Annotated in this window: 17 protein-coding genes, 2 pseudogenes and 1 other annotated feature; of the genes and pseudogenes, 6 read left to right on the top strand and 13 right to left on the bottom strand. The window is 39.3% G+C overall.

Annotated features, from left to right (window positions below):
- Nucleotides 1-7: 7 nt before the first annotated feature.
- Nucleotides 8-1,042: a replication endonuclease gene (locus KDJ85_RS01695; protein ID WP_263974609.1), complete on the top strand. Its 1,035-nt coding sequence runs from the start codon at nucleotides 8-10 to the stop codon at nucleotides 1,040-1,042.
- Nucleotides 970-1,407 carry a hypothetical protein gene (locus KDJ85_RS01690; protein WP_225818213.1) on the top strand — a complete coding sequence of 146 codons (438 nt, stop codon included), beginning with the start codon at nucleotides 970-972 and terminating at the stop codon, nucleotides 1,405-1,407. The genes KDJ85_RS01695 and KDJ85_RS01690 overlap by 73 nt, the downstream gene beginning before the upstream one ends.
- A gap of 180 nt (nucleotides 1,408-1,587) precedes the next feature.
- On the opposite strand, the gene KDJ85_RS01685 is transcribed toward KDJ85_RS01690, so the two are convergent.
- The 3 genes and pseudogenes from KDJ85_RS01685 to KDJ85_RS01675 form a co-directional block, all read right to left on the bottom strand.
- Entirely contained in the window at nucleotides 1,588-2,991 is a 1,404-nt protein-coding gene (locus KDJ85_RS01685; protein WP_217008260.1) for a KAP family P-loop NTPase fold protein, read from the bottom strand.
- A 147-nt stretch (nucleotides 2,992-3,138) separates the two neighbouring features.
- The gene (locus KDJ85_RS01680) at nucleotides 3,139-3,549 is read right to left on the bottom strand and encodes a GNAT family N-acetyltransferase (protein WP_217008259.1); all 411 of its coding nucleotides are present in this window, start codon (nucleotides 3,547-3,549) and stop codon (nucleotides 3,139-3,141) included.
- An 873-nt stretch (nucleotides 3,550-4,422) separates the two neighbouring features.
- A pseudogene (locus tag KDJ85_RS01675) lies at nucleotides 4,423-4,587 on the bottom strand (capsid portal protein); the annotation flags it as partial.
- Between the two features lie 22 nt (nucleotides 4,588-4,609).
- Here KDJ85_RS01675 and KDJ85_RS01670 point away from each other — a divergent pair.
- The 4 genes and pseudogenes from KDJ85_RS01670 to KDJ85_RS01655 form a co-directional block, all read left to right on the top strand.
- Nucleotides 4,610-4,996, top strand: a pseudogene (locus KDJ85_RS01670) (phage late control D family protein); the annotation flags it as partial.
- 71 nt (nucleotides 4,997-5,067) lie between these two features.
- A complete protein-coding gene (locus tag KDJ85_RS01665) occupies nucleotides 5,068-5,295 on the top strand; it encodes an ogr/Delta-like zinc finger family protein (RefSeq protein WP_225818212.1) in 228 nt (75 codons plus the stop codon).
- 101 nt (nucleotides 5,296-5,396) lie between these two features.
- Nucleotides 5,397-6,206 carry a sulfite exporter TauE/SafE family protein gene (locus tag KDJ85_RS01660; protein ID WP_225818211.1) on the top strand — a complete coding sequence of 270 codons (810 nt, stop codon included), beginning with the start codon at nucleotides 5,397-5,399 and terminating at the stop codon, nucleotides 6,204-6,206.
- A gap of 30 nt (nucleotides 6,207-6,236) precedes the next feature.
- Nucleotides 6,237-6,602, top strand: a complete 366-nt coding sequence (locus KDJ85_RS01655; RefSeq protein ID WP_225818210.1) for a winged helix-turn-helix domain-containing protein — start codon at nucleotides 6,237-6,239, stop codon at nucleotides 6,600-6,602.
- Nucleotides 6,603-6,905: 303 nt separating this feature from the next.
- On the opposite strand, the gene ihfA is transcribed toward KDJ85_RS01655, so the two are convergent.
- The 10 genes from ihfA to KDJ85_RS01605 form a co-directional block, all read right to left on the bottom strand.
- A complete protein-coding gene (gene ihfA / locus KDJ85_RS01650; protein ID WP_206084012.1) occupies nucleotides 6,906-7,202 on the bottom strand; it encodes an integration host factor subunit alpha in 297 nt (98 codons plus the stop codon).
- Nucleotides 7,203-7,206: 4 nt separating this feature from the next.
- On the bottom strand, nucleotides 7,207-9,594 hold the full coding sequence (gene pheT, locus KDJ85_RS01645) for a phenylalanine--tRNA ligase subunit beta (protein WP_225818209.1): 2,388 nt from the start codon (nucleotides 9,592-9,594) through the stop codon (nucleotides 7,207-7,209).
- A 14-nt stretch (nucleotides 9,595-9,608) separates the two neighbouring features.
- Nucleotides 9,609-10,592, bottom strand: coding sequence for a phenylalanine--tRNA ligase subunit alpha (gene pheS / locus KDJ85_RS01640; RefSeq protein WP_048606990.1), 984 nt, complete (start codon nucleotides 10,590-10,592; stop codon nucleotides 9,609-9,611).
- Nucleotides 10,593-10,715: 123 nt separating this feature from the next.
- Nucleotides 10,716-10,843, bottom strand: a sequence feature (Phe leader region).
- Nucleotides 10,793-10,837 carry a pheST operon leader peptide PheM gene (gene pheM / locus KDJ85_RS19270; protein ID WP_225818351.1) on the bottom strand — a complete coding sequence of 15 codons (45 nt, stop codon included), beginning with the start codon at nucleotides 10,835-10,837 and terminating at the stop codon, nucleotides 10,793-10,795. It overlaps the preceding feature by 45 nt.
- An 88-nt stretch (nucleotides 10,844-10,931) precedes the next feature.
- Nucleotides 10,932-11,288, bottom strand: a complete 357-nt coding sequence (rplT, locus tag KDJ85_RS01630; protein WP_004263714.1) for a 50S ribosomal protein L20 — start codon at nucleotides 11,286-11,288, stop codon at nucleotides 10,932-10,934.
- 45 nt (nucleotides 11,289-11,333) lie between these two features.
- Entirely contained in the window at nucleotides 11,334-11,531 is a 198-nt protein-coding gene (gene rpmI, locus KDJ85_RS01625; protein ID WP_004263702.1) for a 50S ribosomal protein L35, read from the bottom strand.
- Between the two features lie 95 nt (nucleotides 11,532-11,626).
- Nucleotides 11,627-12,166, bottom strand: coding sequence for a translation initiation factor IF-3 (gene infC / locus KDJ85_RS01620; RefSeq protein ID WP_206084392.1), 540 nt, complete (start codon nucleotides 12,164-12,166; stop codon nucleotides 11,627-11,629).
- Nucleotides 12,167-12,536: 370 nt separating this feature from the next.
- Nucleotides 12,537-13,076, bottom strand: a complete 540-nt coding sequence (gene infC, locus KDJ85_RS01615; protein ID WP_206084385.1) for a translation initiation factor IF-3 — start codon at nucleotides 13,074-13,076, stop codon at nucleotides 12,537-12,539.
- A 3-nt stretch (nucleotides 13,077-13,079) separates the two neighbouring features.
- Nucleotides 13,080-15,008, bottom strand: coding sequence for a threonine--tRNA ligase (thrS, locus tag KDJ85_RS01610; RefSeq protein ID WP_206084009.1), 1,929 nt, complete (start codon nucleotides 15,006-15,008; stop codon nucleotides 13,080-13,082).
- A 258-nt stretch (nucleotides 15,009-15,266) separates the two neighbouring features.
- On the bottom strand, nucleotides 15,267-15,854 hold the full coding sequence (locus tag KDJ85_RS01605; protein ID WP_225818208.1) for a hypothetical protein: 588 nt from the start codon (nucleotides 15,852-15,854) through the stop codon (nucleotides 15,267-15,269).
- Between the last annotated feature and the right edge of the window lie 58 nt (nucleotides 15,855-15,912).

The raw sequence follows: 15,912 nt of genomic DNA, 5'->3' as shown, positions 1-15,912 counted from the left end.
TATCGGGATGTTTATCACGCTGACGTGCCCGTCAAAGTACCACCCGACAAAGCAACGCAAAGGTAAAAATAAAAGCGATTTGCACGCTGTGCTCAATCATAAATGGAAAGATGAGGCTTACACGCCAAAAGACGGGCAGCGTTATTTAGTCAAAGTGTGGTCGCGCATTCGTTCCGCTTTCAATGATAACAATATCAATATTTACGGTGTTCGTGTTGTTGAGCCACATAATGACGGTACTCCACACTGGCACATGCTGCTTTTTGTTGATAAAGCCAGCCGTGCAAAAGCCATTGATATCATGCGCAAACGTGCCCTGAAAGAAGATGGTAAAGAAGCGGGCGCACAAAAATACCGATTTGAGTGTAAACATATGAACCGCGGCGGTGCCGTAGGTTACATCGCGAAATATATTGCAAAAAATATCGATGGGTATGCCCTTGATGGTGAAGTAGACCACGAAACAGGCAAAGATTTAAAAAGCATGGCGGCAGCCGTGACCGCGTGGGCGTCTACGTGGCGCATTCCACAATTTCAATTCTATAAGCTTCCCTCTAAAGGCGCGTACCGTGAATGCCGCCGCTTGCCTCATGGTGTATCTATTGCTGACAAGCTTGGTGATGTTGCCGAGCGTGTTAGGGCTGCCGCAGACCAAGGTAAATTTGATGAATACATCATGTCACAAGGTGGCCCATGTATTCGACGAAGAGAAGAAACTATCCGTGTTGCCCGTGAAGTCAGTGACGTGAATGTGTATGGCGAAGAGGTTCAAAAGGTTGTTGGTGTTTACCATCAGCTTAAAGCAGATGCCCCAGTGCTTAAAACCCGTGAAAGAAAATATCAAATCGTCAAGAAAAGTGCCGTTGACGTTGATTTTGATCTTTTAAAGAGCGACAGCGGAGCGACAGCGGAGCGACTCGGAGTCCTCTCAATAACTGTAGATCGCAGGTCACATCTAATCTATCAGATGTGCAATTTTACGAGCCTGAGCACGGCTCAGGTGAAGTATGCAACATTCAGGAATATGGTTTTGCGTTTATAGAAACGGATGCTCAAAACGCCACTGAGAGCGGAATATCACAGGGAAATCAACAAAGACAGATTTCAAACATTGAAGTAAGTGAGGTCGATAAGGAAATTCAGTCGGAAATTATCAATTTTGCCAACGAAGTCGGCATTAATTTCGATATTACACAGATTGAAACCATGTTCATTAACGGTTTAGGCGTAAGTGATGGACTGCATTTTATAAAAGTTGATGGAGGTAAGTTGAGATTAAGTTTAAACGAGGATGGGAAAAAGCAACAAAAACAAGAGTTACAAGCACAAAAAGTGTCTATCAGTAATAAACATCGGAAGCGATGTGATGATGCACTGGTCAGAATTAATAAATTGAGAGGAAAATAGATGAGCGATGGGATGATTATTTTTATCATTTGGAAGGCTATTTTAATTATTCCTTTCTGGTTTATTTCGTTACGATTAGTACTACTAACTTTCCTCATCGTATAGATTGACAATAAATACACCACCGATGAATATTAGTAAATATTAAGCCGCAAACCAGCGGCTTAAATTCAGGATTTCCTATTCTATTTCTATGTTTTCCATTCTCTCAAAATAATATTCAAAAAGATAAAGCTTCCAATTATCACGTTTACATCCTGCAAGTTCATTCCTTTGCAAAATAAAACTTTTAATTTCCTTTTGAATAGAATCAAATTCCTTATTGAAATATATTGAATTAGGGCTTGGGTCAAAAGTATTTGCGAGATACAATGAGTCAAAATAGTGATATGAGATAAGGGAAAGAATACTAGAACGTATATTATCATTATTCCCGCTAATATTTATTAGTTCTCTAATTTTATCTTGAGATTTGTTTTTATGTAAAAAATCAACTACCAAACTATAGTCTTTTATTCTTAAAAAAACTAACAATGATATCGCATATGCTTCAAACATATACTTTCTATCGTTACTTTCTCGGTTATAACATAATTTCAATAGAGAGATACAACGCTCTGCTTCACGCAAAGAAAAATCATTTTTTACCAATAAATAAGATAGAACATCAGAAATATACTCGTTACCAATATAACATTCAATATATCGTTTAAATATATTGAATGACTCAGAAGCAATAAACTCTGAGTTTTGTATTATAATTTTACTTGGTTTAAGTATTGGTAATTTAAACCACATGTGAATGAATTTATTTAAGTAGACTGATGTATTAATATTCCCATATGTTACTTTTATAGTTTCTTCAAATTGTTTTCTATTCATAACCAGTAAAAAACAAAAACCTCTTGCATCAAAAAGATGTTTTACCTTTTCTATTATACCCAATGAGAAATCAGGTTTAGCTCTATCTAATTCATCTATAATAAATAGTGTTCTTTTATTGGTGACTTCATATATACTTTCAAGTGTTCTCTTAAAATTTTCAATCTCAGTAATCTCTTTACTAGCGCCCCCTATTTTATCTTCAATATATTTTTCTAGGGGTTCTGATAATGCCTCTGTTGCTGAATCTCTGATACCATCATACATTTCATTGGAAATTATTTTAGCCGACAAAAAACCAATAAGTGCTTTAGGTGTATGTTTGAACATACTAAATGCGACTGCTTTACTAACATCAAGAAATTTATCTTTAAATTTTGTGTTGTTGGTTTTTGTTTCTATCATCGAATAAATTGATGAAATCATTGCCAATAGAGGGTCAGATTGGTAATCATTTTTGAAAGCATCAAAATAGATAACGTTGATATTATCAGATTCATATTTGGCTATTTCGCCTTCAACCATTTTCACAAACGATGTTTTACCGTTTCCCCAGTCATCATCTAGGCCTAAAACAATACTTTCATCAGAAGACATCGATACTATGTTTTTAATTTGTTCGTATAACTTCTTACGTCCAAAAATATCATTTTCGGATGTGAAACCATCATTGAAATTAGGCTGTACAGGTAAAATGCTCATAAAAATAATCCCTTTTATATTTTAATATTTTTCGCGTAATATAGATCCAATTATATCTGTATTAAATCAGACATCTTCAGCACCACTTTGTAAGAGCAATAAAAATCGTTCGCCCTTGCAAGACCCTACGTTTAAAGTAGTTTTGGCTTATTCATCTATTAGTAATGTAATTTCTTTGTACATTTTATTAGCGCCTGTAGTGTCTTTTTTATAACCATGCTTTTCATACCAAGATATCAAAAACTCAAGTGTCACTGTGTGATCAAATGGATTTGGATCTAAAATTATTTTTTTACATTTTAAATCTCTGGCCTTACATTCAGAAAATTCGAGAAAATGATTTCCCACTCCATTGTTTCTATACTCTGGTAGAATAAAGATTTCATAAATAAACCCCTCTGATTTTTCACTCCAATTCTCATAAGATAATAAACCAACTTCAATATTATTAAAAAAAGCAATGTATTCTGTGCTCCGCCCACTTTGAGCTCTAGTTGCTCTTTCTTTTAATTCAGAATTTCGAATTAAACCTAACTCCACACTTTTTATTTCAATCATTCTTGCATCCATCAATCAAGTGTTTTTTAAAGACGACCTTTTAATTAAAAACTAAGGTTTTATCTTATTTAATTCATTTTTCGAATTTCAAAATAAGTTCACGCTGATACTCAATCTGTTGATTTAATAGATAGAGTTGATTTTCTCTTTCTTTAAGTATAGTTATTACATCTATATATTGACGTTCAACATTTGTGACTTTAGCAGTCAATATTTTGTATTTATTAGCATCTGTAAAAATCTTAATAAAAAGAATAACAACAAAAAAAACTGACAACCCCGATAAGTACAATGAAAACATTTTATTCCTCGTTCTTTTTATTAAAAACAACCATGCTAGCACACATTAATTAATGTAAATTAAAACATTGATAAACGATAATCAATACAGAAAAAATAATTTTGTAGTTTTAGTAAGTTTTAATTTTACATAAATAACATAGAGGTGCAATTTCTCGCCCAAATCCGCAAGATCAAAAAAGGATCGTTACCCGAGCAAGGCACTACCACTGGTGCGGTTCGGACGATCTCTTGCAGGTGCATGAAAACCGACCTATTTAGTGGGCAGGCGTGGCGGGGCTATGATTGCGCGGCGAGGTGTTTATTGTTAAATATCCGTCCGCAAAATCTCCGAGCCGTTACGGCGTTAAATTCAATTTTCTATAACTAAGTAGCAATTATTTTTGCGTGCGTTGTGGTGGCGTATGGTGCGTTTAAACCGCCATTTGATGGGCGAGATTTCTGGCGAATTCGTCTTGGTGAGATAGGTTTGGTATAATACAGTGGGGTGTTATTATTATTTAGGGCATCGCACTACCTACGGGCAAAAAAATACCGCCTCAGTGGGCGGCATCATTGAATTTACGAGTGATATTATTCGTCGTCCAAGTCCAGCGAGTACTTATCAAACTTTATAATCTCCCCGCCAAACCAATCATTCAATTGCATCATCTTACTTTGCAAAGGCATCAACTCATTACGCACAAACACCTTTGCGGCTTTTTCGACATCACCAAAACCGCCCACGTTCTCAGGAATAGCCGTTGCCAAACAGCAGAAAGAAGTCACTGTAAAGCGAAAGCAAAAAAGCAAAAAGCCAGCTAGACCAGCAGAGCCAAAAGAAAAACAAGGGGAATATTTAGCAGGGGAGCAAGGGAATGTCCTGATACTTTCCCATACTTACGCCATGAAAGAAAATGTAGCTCGGGCAGCAAAAGCCCAATGGGAAAAAATTCAACGTGGTGTGGCTTCATTCTCAATTCAACTGGCGGTAGGCCGTGCGGAGCTATACCCCGAAATGCCGATCACAGTCAGTGGGTTTAAGCCTGAAATTGATAATGCAGATTGGACGCTAACGCTAATAGTCCATTCATTGAATGATAGTGGCTTTACTTCAGCTTTGGAGTTGGAGGTTAAGATTTCGGATTTGGATATCGCTGATGAATAATTTTTTAGACTGTATGGATATACATGATATAATTTAGGTAACATCAACATCATGACAAAAGGTACAACATCATGATGAATTGTCCTCTTTGTGGTTTTTCTGCTCATACCCGTAGTTCCTACCAAGTCTCTTCTGAAACCAAAGAACGTTATAACCAGTGCCAGAATATTAATTGTGGTACCACATTTGTAAGTCACGAGTCTGTTACTAAGATAATCTGTAAGCCAAGCTTAATAGAGCCTGTTTCCCCCATGCAGCTCATTCAAAGCAAGCATCATTCACGCTATAGCCTATTATAATAATGATATATACATCCAATAAAACCATTCAATTTCTTTACGAATAAACCACCTTAGTGGTAACCTCGTCATGTCAATTTTGACATAACGGGGTTGAAAGTATGGTTTTAGAAAAAAAAAGAAATAAAAAAGGCTTTTTTACAGGTGCGATTATTGGGGCGATCGGTGGCTTAATTGGCTTGGGTGGGGCTGAATTTCGTCTCCCTGTATTAGTTAGCTATTTTAAAATACCAACACTTGAAGCCGTCATTTTCAACAAAGCAATGAGTTTAATTGTTGTTACTGTAGCACTAATATTTAGAACAAATTCAATATCAATCAATGAACTAATGGAACATTCCGATATTGTTATTAACCTTTTAGCAGGAAGCTTAATAGGTGCTTGGTGGGCAGCAGGTAAAGCAATTAAAATGGCAGGGCTTTGGTTAGATCGCATCATTCTTACTATGCTCGTGCTCCTTGCTTTTGTTATGCTATCAGAGGCATGGGTACCACTAAATGGCAATGCTGGGGGGCTTTTTCAGGGAAGCACTGCAACTATTATTGCAGGAGTTGTTGCAGGGTTCTTTATTGGTATAGTTGCGGCTCTACTAGGAGTTGCAGGTGGTGAATTACTTATCCCTACCATTGTTATTCTCTTTGGTGCAGATATTAAGTTAGCTGGCAGCTTATCACTTATGATTAGCCTACCGACAATGATTGTTGGTTTTTCAAGATATAGTAATGCAGCTGCTTTTAATGTGTTAAAACATGAAAAACTCTTATTTTGGTGGATGGTTGTTGGTTCAATTATTGGTGCCGCTATTGGTGGGTTAATGCTTGGAATTATCCCTGTCGACATATTAACCACTTTATTAGGTTTAATTCTTCTTATATCTGCAATTAAAACATTTAAACACACAAAAAAATAAAACACTTTCAATGAAACAAGATGAGAAATTATGGTTAAAACAAAAAAAGCAAATAGTCTACTGGTTAGGCCAAGAATATATGTCAATGACAACATTTCCATAGGACCAGGAAAAATTGATCTGTTACGTGCTATTGATGGCTTTCATTCTTTATCAGCTGCCGCTAGAGATATCAATATTCCATATAAAAAAGCATGGCTTTTAATTGACTCATTAAATAAAGGAATAGGCAAGCCTGTAGTCATTGCTTCATCGGGTGGGACTAAAGGAGGTGGTTCCGTTTTAACACCTTTAGGCCGAGGGTTACTAAATTATTATGACCAACTAGAGGCGCATTTAAACGAACAGTCACAAAATGGTTTAAAGGATCTAGAACAGCTACTCTTTGATACTTAATTGTTTAAAAGCATTATTATGTGATTGACTATCAGCAAATAGTAGCTATAAGTACAAGATATTTTCATAAACAACCTACTTCTATTAGGTGCTAATACAAAAAATATTAGCGCCTCTTATCTTAATTTATAAATAAACTAAACAAATTAAAGACCCTTCTAGCAAGGGGCTAATGCTAAAGATGGGTTACATGTGGATGTAATATGGATGGCGCCTTATAAATCCCTTTATAAAACAGATGATTGCCCAAAAACAAAAGACCGCCTAGGCGGTCTTTTTCTATACCAAATTGAATTGATATGATTACTCTTTTGGTGTTGCTTTTTCCACGCGGCTTTTTAATTTTTGGCCTGGGCGGAAGGTAACAACACGTCGTGCAGTAATTGGAATATCTTCCCCAGTTTTTGGGTTACGTCCGGGACGTTGATTTTTATCACGTAAATCAAAGTTACCGAATCCAGATAATTTTACTTGCTCACCGTTTTCTAAAGAAAGACGAACCTCTTCAAAGAAGGTTTCGACAAGTTCTTTAGCATCACGTTTGCTAACACCCAATTTTTCAAACACATTTTCTGACATTTCAGCTTTAGTAAGCGCCATAGGTTTAGTCCCTCAAGGAGGCTTGGAATCGCTGTTTTAACGCAGCAACACACAGATCAACGGTAGCGGTAATCTCTTCTTCTTCCATCGTACGCTGGGTATCTTGGAAGACGAGACTGATAGCAAGGCTCTTATAACCCTCCGCTATCCCTTCACCACAATACACATCAAACAAGTTTATGCCAACTATATGATTTATGCCAACTTTTTTACACTCTGCTAAAACTTCTGCAGCAGCTACATTTTCTGGCACGACCACAGCGATGTCACGGCGATTCGATGGATAGCGTGAAATCGCCTTAGCTTCAGGGATGACACGTTGTGCTATCGCATCACTACGAACCTCAAACACCACCGTACGACCATTTAAATCGAGTTTACGTTCTAATTCTGGGTGAACAACACCAATAAAGCCAATATGTTCATTTTCCAGATAAATCCCAGCACTTTGGCCTGGATGTAACGCAGGATGTGCCTCAGATTTAAATGTAATTTGATTTAGTTTCCCAGTCAATTCAAAAACAGCTTCAAGATCACCTTTTAAATCAAAGAAGTCAACAACTTGTTTATCTAATGACCAATGTTCTTCAAATCTATTGCCCGTGATCACACCTGCAAGCATAGGTTCTTGGCGAATTCCATATTCTGCTTGATTATCAGGAATAAAGCGCAGGCCCGTTTCAAATAAACGAATTCGGTTCTGCTGACGATTTTGATTATAGACAACCGTCCCCAATAAGCCAGTCCACAGCGATAAACGCATCGCTGACATATCCGCTGAAATTGGGTTTGGTAACAGCAATGCTTCTTGTGCTGGGTGCAATAAAGCCTGTACTTTCGGATCAACAAAGCTATACGTAATCGCTTCTTGATAGCCACGATCTACTAACATCGCTTTAAGGCGTTTTAATGGCAAATTGGCTTCTTTATGATTGGTCATAATGAGGTCTGCACGTAATGGCACATCAGGAATACTGTTGTAACCATAAACACGTGCAACTTCTTCGACTAAATCTTCTTCAATTTGCATATCGAAGCGCCAGCTCGGAGCAACAACATTCCATGTGTTTTCCGAAACAGTCACTTTGCATCCTAAGCGAGTTAAAATATCGGTAACTAAATTGTCCTCAATAAAATGACCAATTAAACGGTCTAATTTATGACGAGTTAGTTTGATATTTGCCGCTTTTGGTAAATACTGTTCACTAGTGACATCGATGATCTCACCCACTTCGCCACCACAAATATCTACAATCAACGCTGTGGCGCGCTCAATCGCTTTGAATTGCAGCTCTGGGTCTACACCACGCTCAAAGCGGTGTGATGCATCAGTATGTAAGCCATAGTTACGAGCACGGCCAGTAATCGACAGTGGATTAAAGAATGCGCATTCTAATAGGATATTTTTCGTTTCTGTGTTCACACCTGAGTGCTCGCCACCGAAAATACCCGCAATACCCAGTGCTTTAGACTCATCCGCAATCACTAGTGTGTCTGATTTTAGCGTAGCTTCATTGCCATCAAGCAGAACCAGTTTTTCACCCTCTTTCGCCATACGCGCAACAATAGCACCGTCTAAACGGTCTAAATCGTAGGCGTGTTGTGGTTGCCCCATTTCCAATAAGACATAGTTGGTGATATCAACAACCGCATCAATAGAACGAACACCACCACGGCGTAGTTTCTCTTTCATCCATAACGGCGTTGGTGCAGAAACATCGATATTTTTAATTACACGGCCCACAAAACGCGGACAGGCTTCTGGCGCTTCAACACGAATTGGGAAAGTGTCTTTCGTGGTCACTGGAACTGCATTAATTGCAGGTTCAGTTAATTCTAATTTATTGATAACCGCCACATCACGTGCAACCCCTAAAATGCTTAGGCAATCTGCACGATTTGGTGTAATGCTGATTTCAATCGCATTATCATCCAATTTTAAATATTCACGGATATCGGTACCAATGGTTGCATCGAGTGGTAATTCAATGATGCCACTGTGGTCATCTGAAATACCCAGCTCTGAATATGAGCACAACATCCCTTCAGATGGCTCACCACGTAATTTAGCGGCTTTAATTTTAAAGTCACCAGGTAATACTGCGCCGACTGTTGCTACCGCAACTTTTAAGCCTTGACGGCAGTTCGGGGCACCACAAACGATATCTAATAAACGCTCACCACCCACGTTGACTTTTGTCACACGTAGTTTGTCTGCATTTGGGTGCTGACCACATTCAACCACTTCACCAACAACAACGCCGTGAAATTCACCTGCCACGCCTTCAACGCCATCAACTTCAAGGCCAGCCATAGTAATTTGGTCTGATAATGCTTCGCTACTGATCGCCGGGTTCACCCACTCGCGTAACCAGAGTTCACTGAATTTCATGAGATAAACCCGCCTTATTTAAACTGTTTGAGGAAACGAAGATCATTTTCGAAGAATGCACGCAGGTCAGAAACACCGTAACGTAACATTGTCAGACGCTCCATTCCCATACCGAATGCAAATCCAGAGTAAACTTCTGGATCAATACCTACATTGCGCAATACATTTGGGTGTACCATTCCGCAGCCTAATACTTCCAGCCATTTACCGTTTTTACCCATTACATCAACTTCGGCTGAAGGCTCAGTAAACGGGAAATAAGATGGACGGAAACGCACTTGAACTTCTTCTTCAAAGAAATTATTCAAGAAATCATGCAATGTACCTTTTAAGTTGGTAAAGCTAATATCTTTATCAACTATCAGACCTTCTGTTTGGTGGAACATTGGTGTGTGCGTTTGGTCGTAGTCATTACGATAGACGCGACCAGGCGCAATAATACGAATTGGTGGCTGCTGCCCATTCATAGTACGAATTTGCACACCAGAGGTCTGGGTACGTAGCAGACGTTTTGCATCAAACCAAAACGTATCGTGATCCGCACGTGCTGGGTGATGCGCAGGAATATTTAATGCATCAAAGTTATGGTAATCATCTTCGATTTCAGGGCCAGTTTCTACGGAAAAACCTAACTCGCCAAAAAACTCTTCAATTCGCTGAATTGTGCGGGTAACAGGATGTAACCCACCATTTTCCATACGACGCCCAGGTAGTGACACATCAACTTTTTCAGATGCAAGGCGCGCATTAAGAATCTCTGCTTGCATCGCATCTTTACGGGCGTTCAGTGCATCTTGAACCTGTACTTTGGCTTCATTTATCACAGCCCCTGCTGCTGGACGTTCATCAGCAGGCAGATCACGCAACGTTTTCATCTGGAGTGTGAAATGGCCGCTTTTGCCTAAAAATTCAACACGCACTGACTCCAACGTAGCAACATCTTGGGCCTGTTCAATGGCTGCTTTTGCCTGTGCAACCAACTCAGCGAGATGTGGCATTGTTTCCCCTTTATGACCACTTGGTCTTTTTGCTAGTTATTCACTAAATTTATTAAGCACCACATTCCATTACATTATGGATGAGTACTTAACTGATTTTACTGCATTTAATCTTAAACTAAAAACAAAAAAGCCTCCCTAAGGAGGCTTTAGCGTAACTTTTCGTTTCTTCTTTATTTACGCAAAAAAGCCCCCGAAACTCAGGTGCTAAAGTAAAAAAAGAAACGAAAAATAACAACGTGCATGTGATAACTTTCCAATAAAATTGTATTTTAAAGTAGTAACACAAATAACTATAAATGAAAAGAGGAAGTTACCTTCCCCCTTTCAAGCAAACAATTAAGCTAAAGCGCCTTTCGCTTTTTCAACTAAAGCAGTGAATGCTGCTTTATCGAAAACTGCGATGTCTGCTAAGATCTTACGGTCGATTTCAATTGAAGCTTTTTTCAAGCCATTGATGAAACGGCTGTAAGACAGACCGTTCTGACGAGCCGCTGCGTTGATACGCGCGATCCACAGTTGACGGAACTGACGTTTACGTTGACGGCGGTCACGGTAAGCATATTGACCTGCTTTGATTACCGCTTGAAACGCTACGCGGTAAACACGTGAACGTGCACCATAGTAACCTTTCGCCTGTTTCAGAATTTTTTTGTGACGTGCACGTGCGATTACACCACGTTTTGCGCGAGCCATAGCTATCTCCTATCGTCTTTTATCTTAATTAACTAAATTGTCTACTTATGCGTACGGCAGGCAAGCAACTACCAGACCCAGATCGCCTTTAGATACCATTCCTTTCGGACGTAAATGGCGTTTACGCTTAGTTGACTTTTTAGTCAGGATATGACGAAGGTTTGCATGCTTACGCTTAAAGCCACCGCCTGCAGTTTTTTTAAAGCGCTTTGCTGCGCCACGTACAGTTTTAATCTTTGGCATTTCTTTAATTTCCAACTTCGCATTGTGATTAACTACGAATTAATTAGGCGAATAACAACCATATTGCTATGAATGCGTATTACTTGCAGGCCTAATTATTTCTTCTTCGGTCCCAGCACCATGATCATCTGACGACCTTCAATTCTTGAAGGGAAAGATTCCACAGATGCCAGTTCTTCAAGATCAGCTTTGATGCGGTTAAGCATTTCCAGACCAATCTGTTGGTGAGCCATTTCACGACCACGAAAACGTAGCGTGACTTTTGCTTTATCACCATCTTCCAGAAAGCGAATCAGGTTGCGTAGTTTGACCTGATAATCACCTTCATCTGTACCAGGGCGGAATTTAATTTCCTTCACCTGAACAACTTTTTGTTTCTTTTTCTGCTCTTTTTGAGACTTGCTCTTCTCATAAAGGAATTTGCCGTAGTCCATGATACGACAAACTGGCGGCTCAGCATTTGGACTGATTTCAACGAGGTCTACACCTGCTTCTTCAGCTTTTTCAAGCGCTTCACGTGCGCTCATAATGCCTAACTGTTCACCGTCTAAACCTGTTAAACGGACCTCAGGAACACGGATTTCATCGTTAATACGATTTGGACGTGCTGTTGGGATTCTTTTTCCGCCTTTAATACTTCATTCCTCCAACTGGGTAAAGAGATTTGCATATTCTCTCAAGCAAATACACCCGTTATGTTGTTAAAACTTAACGTGCATACGATATTCTTTGTTTGTCTTGGCTCTCTAAGCCATCGACAATATGATTCGACCGCGGATTTTAATGCTTATTGTCCGATTACTCAAGTAAATCTTGAAATAAATCACGCTAACATATTTGAAAACTTAGCTTTTGCGTAAGATTTTTAATCTTAGGAGGGTCTAAACTACCAATTTTACACTCGAAAAAACGCCACGAGCATGCGAAAAATCGCCTCATATTACTAAAAAATACGTTAAACAGCGTTCAAATGAACGCTGTTTAACTATTACTATACTGGCTTAATTATTTTTTCTTTGGTGCCAATACCATGATCATCTGGCGTCCTTCAATTCTTGAAGGGAATGATTCCACTGATGCCAGTTCATCCAGATCAGTTTTGATGCGATTAAGCACTTCCAAACCAATCTGTTGGTGTGCCATTTCACGACCACGAAAACGTAGCGTAACTTTAGCTTTGTCACCATCTTCCAAAAAGCGAATTAAACTACGCAGTTTAACTTGGTAGTCACCTTCATCTGTTCCTGGACGGAATTTAATTTCCTTCACTTGAACAACTTTTTGTTTTTTCTTTTGTTCTTTCTGAGACTTACTCTTCTCATAAAGATATTTACCGTAGTCCATAATACGACAAACTGGCGGCTCAGCATTTGGGCTGATTTCGACTAAGTCGACACCCGCTTCTTCTGCTTTAAAGAGTGCTTCACGCACGCTCATGACGCCAAGTTGCTCACCGTCTAAACCAGTGACACGGATTTCGGTTGCACGGATCTCTTCGTTGATACGATTAGGACGTGCTGTTGGGAGTTTTTTTCCGCCTTTAATACCTTATTCCTCCATCTGATTGAGTTGACGACTGCGGATCTCTTTTAGCAGTTCAGTCGTGAATTCGTTGACATCAATGCTGCCTAAATCTTTACCACGGCGGGTACGTACGGCAACTTTACCTGACTCAACTTCTTTATCACCACAGACTAACATGTAAGGGACACGACGCAGTGTGTGTTCGCGGATCTTAAAGCCGATTTTCTCGTTACGTAAGTCCGCTTTCGCACGAATGCCAACACTTTGCAGCTTGCTTACTAATTCTTGAACATAGTCGGCTTGACCGTCCGTAATGTTCATAACAACCACTTGTTGTGGTGCTAACCATGTAGGGAAGAAACCTGCATACTCTTCAGTTAAAATCCCGATGAAGCGTTCTAATGAACCCAACACCGCACGGTGGATCATAACAGGAACAATTCGCTCATTGTTTTCGCCCACATAGGAAGCTGTTAAACGACCTGGTAAGAAAAAGTCTAGCTGAACAGTACCGCATTGCCATGCACGGTCAAGGCAGTCGTACAGTGTAAACTCAATTTTCGGGCCGTAGAATGCGCCTTCACCTGGCTGGTATTCAAACTCAATACCTTTTGATTTCAGTGCATTCGCTAAATCTTCCTCTGCCTTATCCCACATCTCATCAGTTCCGATGCGTTTTTCAGGACGAGTTGACAGTTTAACGACGATTTTTTCGAAACCGAATGTCGCATAAACGTCATAAATCATTTCAATACAGCTGGTCACTTCACTTAAGATTTGCTCTTCAGTACAGAAGATATGCGCATCGTCTTGCGTAAAGCCGCGCACACGCATTAATCCGTGCAGTGCGCCTGATGGCTCATTACGGTGACAGCTACCAAACTCCGCCATACGCAGTGGTAAATCACGGTAAGATTTTAAACCTTGGTTGAAAATCTGTACGTGACCTGGGCAGTTCATTGGCTTAACACAATACTCACGGTTCTCAGAGGATGTCGTGAACATTGCATCTTTGTAGTTTTCCCAGTGGCCTGTTTTTTCCCACAGTACGCGGTCCATCATGAATGGGCCTTTAACTTCCTGATAATTATATGCTTTCAGTTTTGTACGTACGAAAGTTTCCAGCTCACGGAAAATTGTCCAACCATCGTTATGCCAGAATGCCATACCAGGCGCTTCTTCTTGCATATGGTATAAGTCTAGTTGTTTACCAATTTTACGGTGGTCACGTTTAGCCGCTTCTTCTAAACGTAATAAATAAGCCGCTAATTGTTTTTTATCAGCCCATGCTGTGCCGTAAATACGTTGCAGCATTTTGTTGTCGCTATTGCCACGCCAGTAGGCACCTGCCACTTTTTGTAATTTAAAGTGGTGGCAAAAACGCATATTAGGGACGTGCGGGCCACGACACATATCCACATATTCTTCGTGATGATATAAACCTGGGCGGTCATCTTGGCTGATATTTTGATCCAAGATCTCAACTTTATAGTCTTCGCCGCGAGCGACAAACGTTTCGCGAGCTTCCGCCCAAGAAACACGTTTTTTCACCACGTCATAATCTGTTTTGGCAAGCTCAAGCATACGCTTTTCAAGCTTTTCCAAATCTTCCTGCGTCAGCATATGGTCTAAATCGATATCATAGTAAAAACCATTATCGATAGTTGGACCGATAGCCATTTTGGTGTTTGGCCATAATTGTTTGATTGCATGCCCCAATAAGTGGGCACAAGAGTGACGAATAATTTCGAGTCCGTCATCATCTTTACTCGTAATAATGGACACGTTTGCATCATGTTCAATCATTTCGCATGCATCAACACGCTCACCATTAATACGGCCAGCAATACATGCTTTTGCTAAACCCGCACCAATATCGCGAGCAACATCCATCACCGAAACAGGATGGTCAAACTGACGCTGACTTCCATCAGGAAGAGTAATAACAGGCATTAAAAAATCCTTATCAGCAGTGGTGACCCACACGCCAGATCACTTGCTTGATTATTCCAAAGTTTATAAATCAATACGTTACTAACGATTTCTCGCTTCACTGTGCGAGATATGTACACAATTATAGATAATTTAAGATAACATAAATTGATACATCGCTAGTTACTCAACTATCAATGATAACACAGACATATTTTATCGCGATAGCGCAAAGCTGTTTATTGTGCCTCAATATACGAAGAATCAACACCTTCCCGATTAAATGGCGAATAAACTCTCCAAGGCAGGAATTCGTTTTTCTTTTTTCATGAATGAAAGGCGATACCAATGTGATCCACTAGGTGCGACTAATTCTTCAGTAATAATCTTATTTTGTTTCATCGCAATGAAGTTTTGGATGGTATTCCACAACGAATACAAAATATATGCTTCAAACATTAAAGCGAATACCTGCACATAAATATTATTCACAAAATAGATTTGCTGAAAAATATACACACAGAAAAAAGCTTGAATAAGCCCTCTTAAAATAAATGCTTTACTAAAGAATGATTGACCTTGCGATAAAATTGCAAAACAAGGGTTCGCTAAAGACTGCCTTTTTTCCTCAACAGGAATACCCTGGATATAAATCATCCAATCAGATACATCACTATTTTTTAAAATAATCCCCTTTTCTTTCAGTCCATGGATTTTAAAAGAAACGACTACAGCCCATACCACCCCGATAACCAGTAAGTATACAATAAACCCACTAACTGAAAAAAAAGCCAAAAAAAGACTTATTACAATTAAACACGCTAACTTTGCAGAATTAATCCAAAGTGGGGCAACTTGGTAGTTCATTGAAATTCCTAATCATCATTAAAGAAACAATGATTTATTGTAATTGAGAAAGCGTCTC

It is taken from the genome of Providencia vermicola, assembly GCF_020381325.1.
In the GTDB taxonomy this organism is placed as follows: domain Bacteria; phylum Pseudomonadota; class Gammaproteobacteria; order Enterobacterales; family Enterobacteriaceae; genus Providencia; species Providencia vermicola.
This window is presented reverse-complemented; position numbering and strand designations above follow the sequence as displayed.

What these genes read in the sequence shown, in the direction of transcription:
- KDJ85_RS01695 (WP_263974609.1), top strand. Translation starts at nt 8, where the DNA reads ATGTTTATCACGCTGACGTGCCCGTCAAAGTACCACCCGACAAAGCAA.
- KDJ85_RS01685 (WP_217008260.1), bottom strand. Translation starts at nt 2,991, where the DNA reads ATGAGCATTTTACCTGTACAGCCTAATTTCAATGATGGTTTCACATCC.
- KDJ85_RS01680 (WP_217008259.1), bottom strand. Translation starts at nt 3,549, where the DNA reads ATGATTGAAATAAAAAGTGTGGAGTTAGGTTTAATTCGAAATTCTGAA.
- KDJ85_RS01665 (WP_225818212.1), top strand. Translation starts at nt 5,068, where the DNA reads ATGATGAATTGTCCTCTTTGTGGTTTTTCTGCTCATACCCGTAGTTCC.
- KDJ85_RS01660 (WP_225818211.1), top strand. Translation starts at nt 5,397, where the DNA reads ATGGTTTTAGAAAAAAAAAGAAATAAAAAAGGCTTTTTTACAGGTGCG.
- KDJ85_RS01655 (WP_225818210.1), top strand. Translation starts at nt 6,237, where the DNA reads ATGGTTAAAACAAAAAAAGCAAATAGTCTACTGGTTAGGCCAAGAATA.
- ihfA (WP_206084012.1), bottom strand. Translation starts at nt 7,202, where the DNA reads ATGGCGCTTACTAAAGCTGAAATGTCAGAAAATGTGTTTGAAAAATTG.
- pheT (WP_225818209.1), bottom strand. Translation starts at nt 9,594, where the DNA reads ATGAAATTCAGTGAACTCTGGTTACGCGAGTGGGTGAACCCGGCGATC.
- pheS (WP_048606990.1), bottom strand. Translation starts at nt 10,592, where the DNA reads ATGCCACATCTCGCTGAGTTGGTTGCACAGGCAAAAGCAGCCATTGAA.
- rplT (WP_004263714.1), bottom strand. Translation starts at nt 11,288, where the DNA reads ATGGCTCGCGCAAAACGTGGTGTAATCGCACGTGCACGTCACAAAAAA.
- rpmI (WP_004263702.1), bottom strand. Translation starts at nt 11,531, where the DNA reads ATGCCAAAGATTAAAACTGTACGTGGCGCAGCAAAGCGCTTTAAAAAA.
- thrS (WP_206084009.1), bottom strand. Translation starts at nt 15,008, where the DNA reads ATGCCTGTTATTACTCTTCCTGATGGAAGTCAGCGTCAGTTTGACCAT.
- KDJ85_RS01605 (WP_225818208.1), bottom strand. Translation starts at nt 15,854, where the DNA reads ATGAACTACCAAGTTGCCCCACTTTGGATTAATTCTGCAAAGTTAGCG.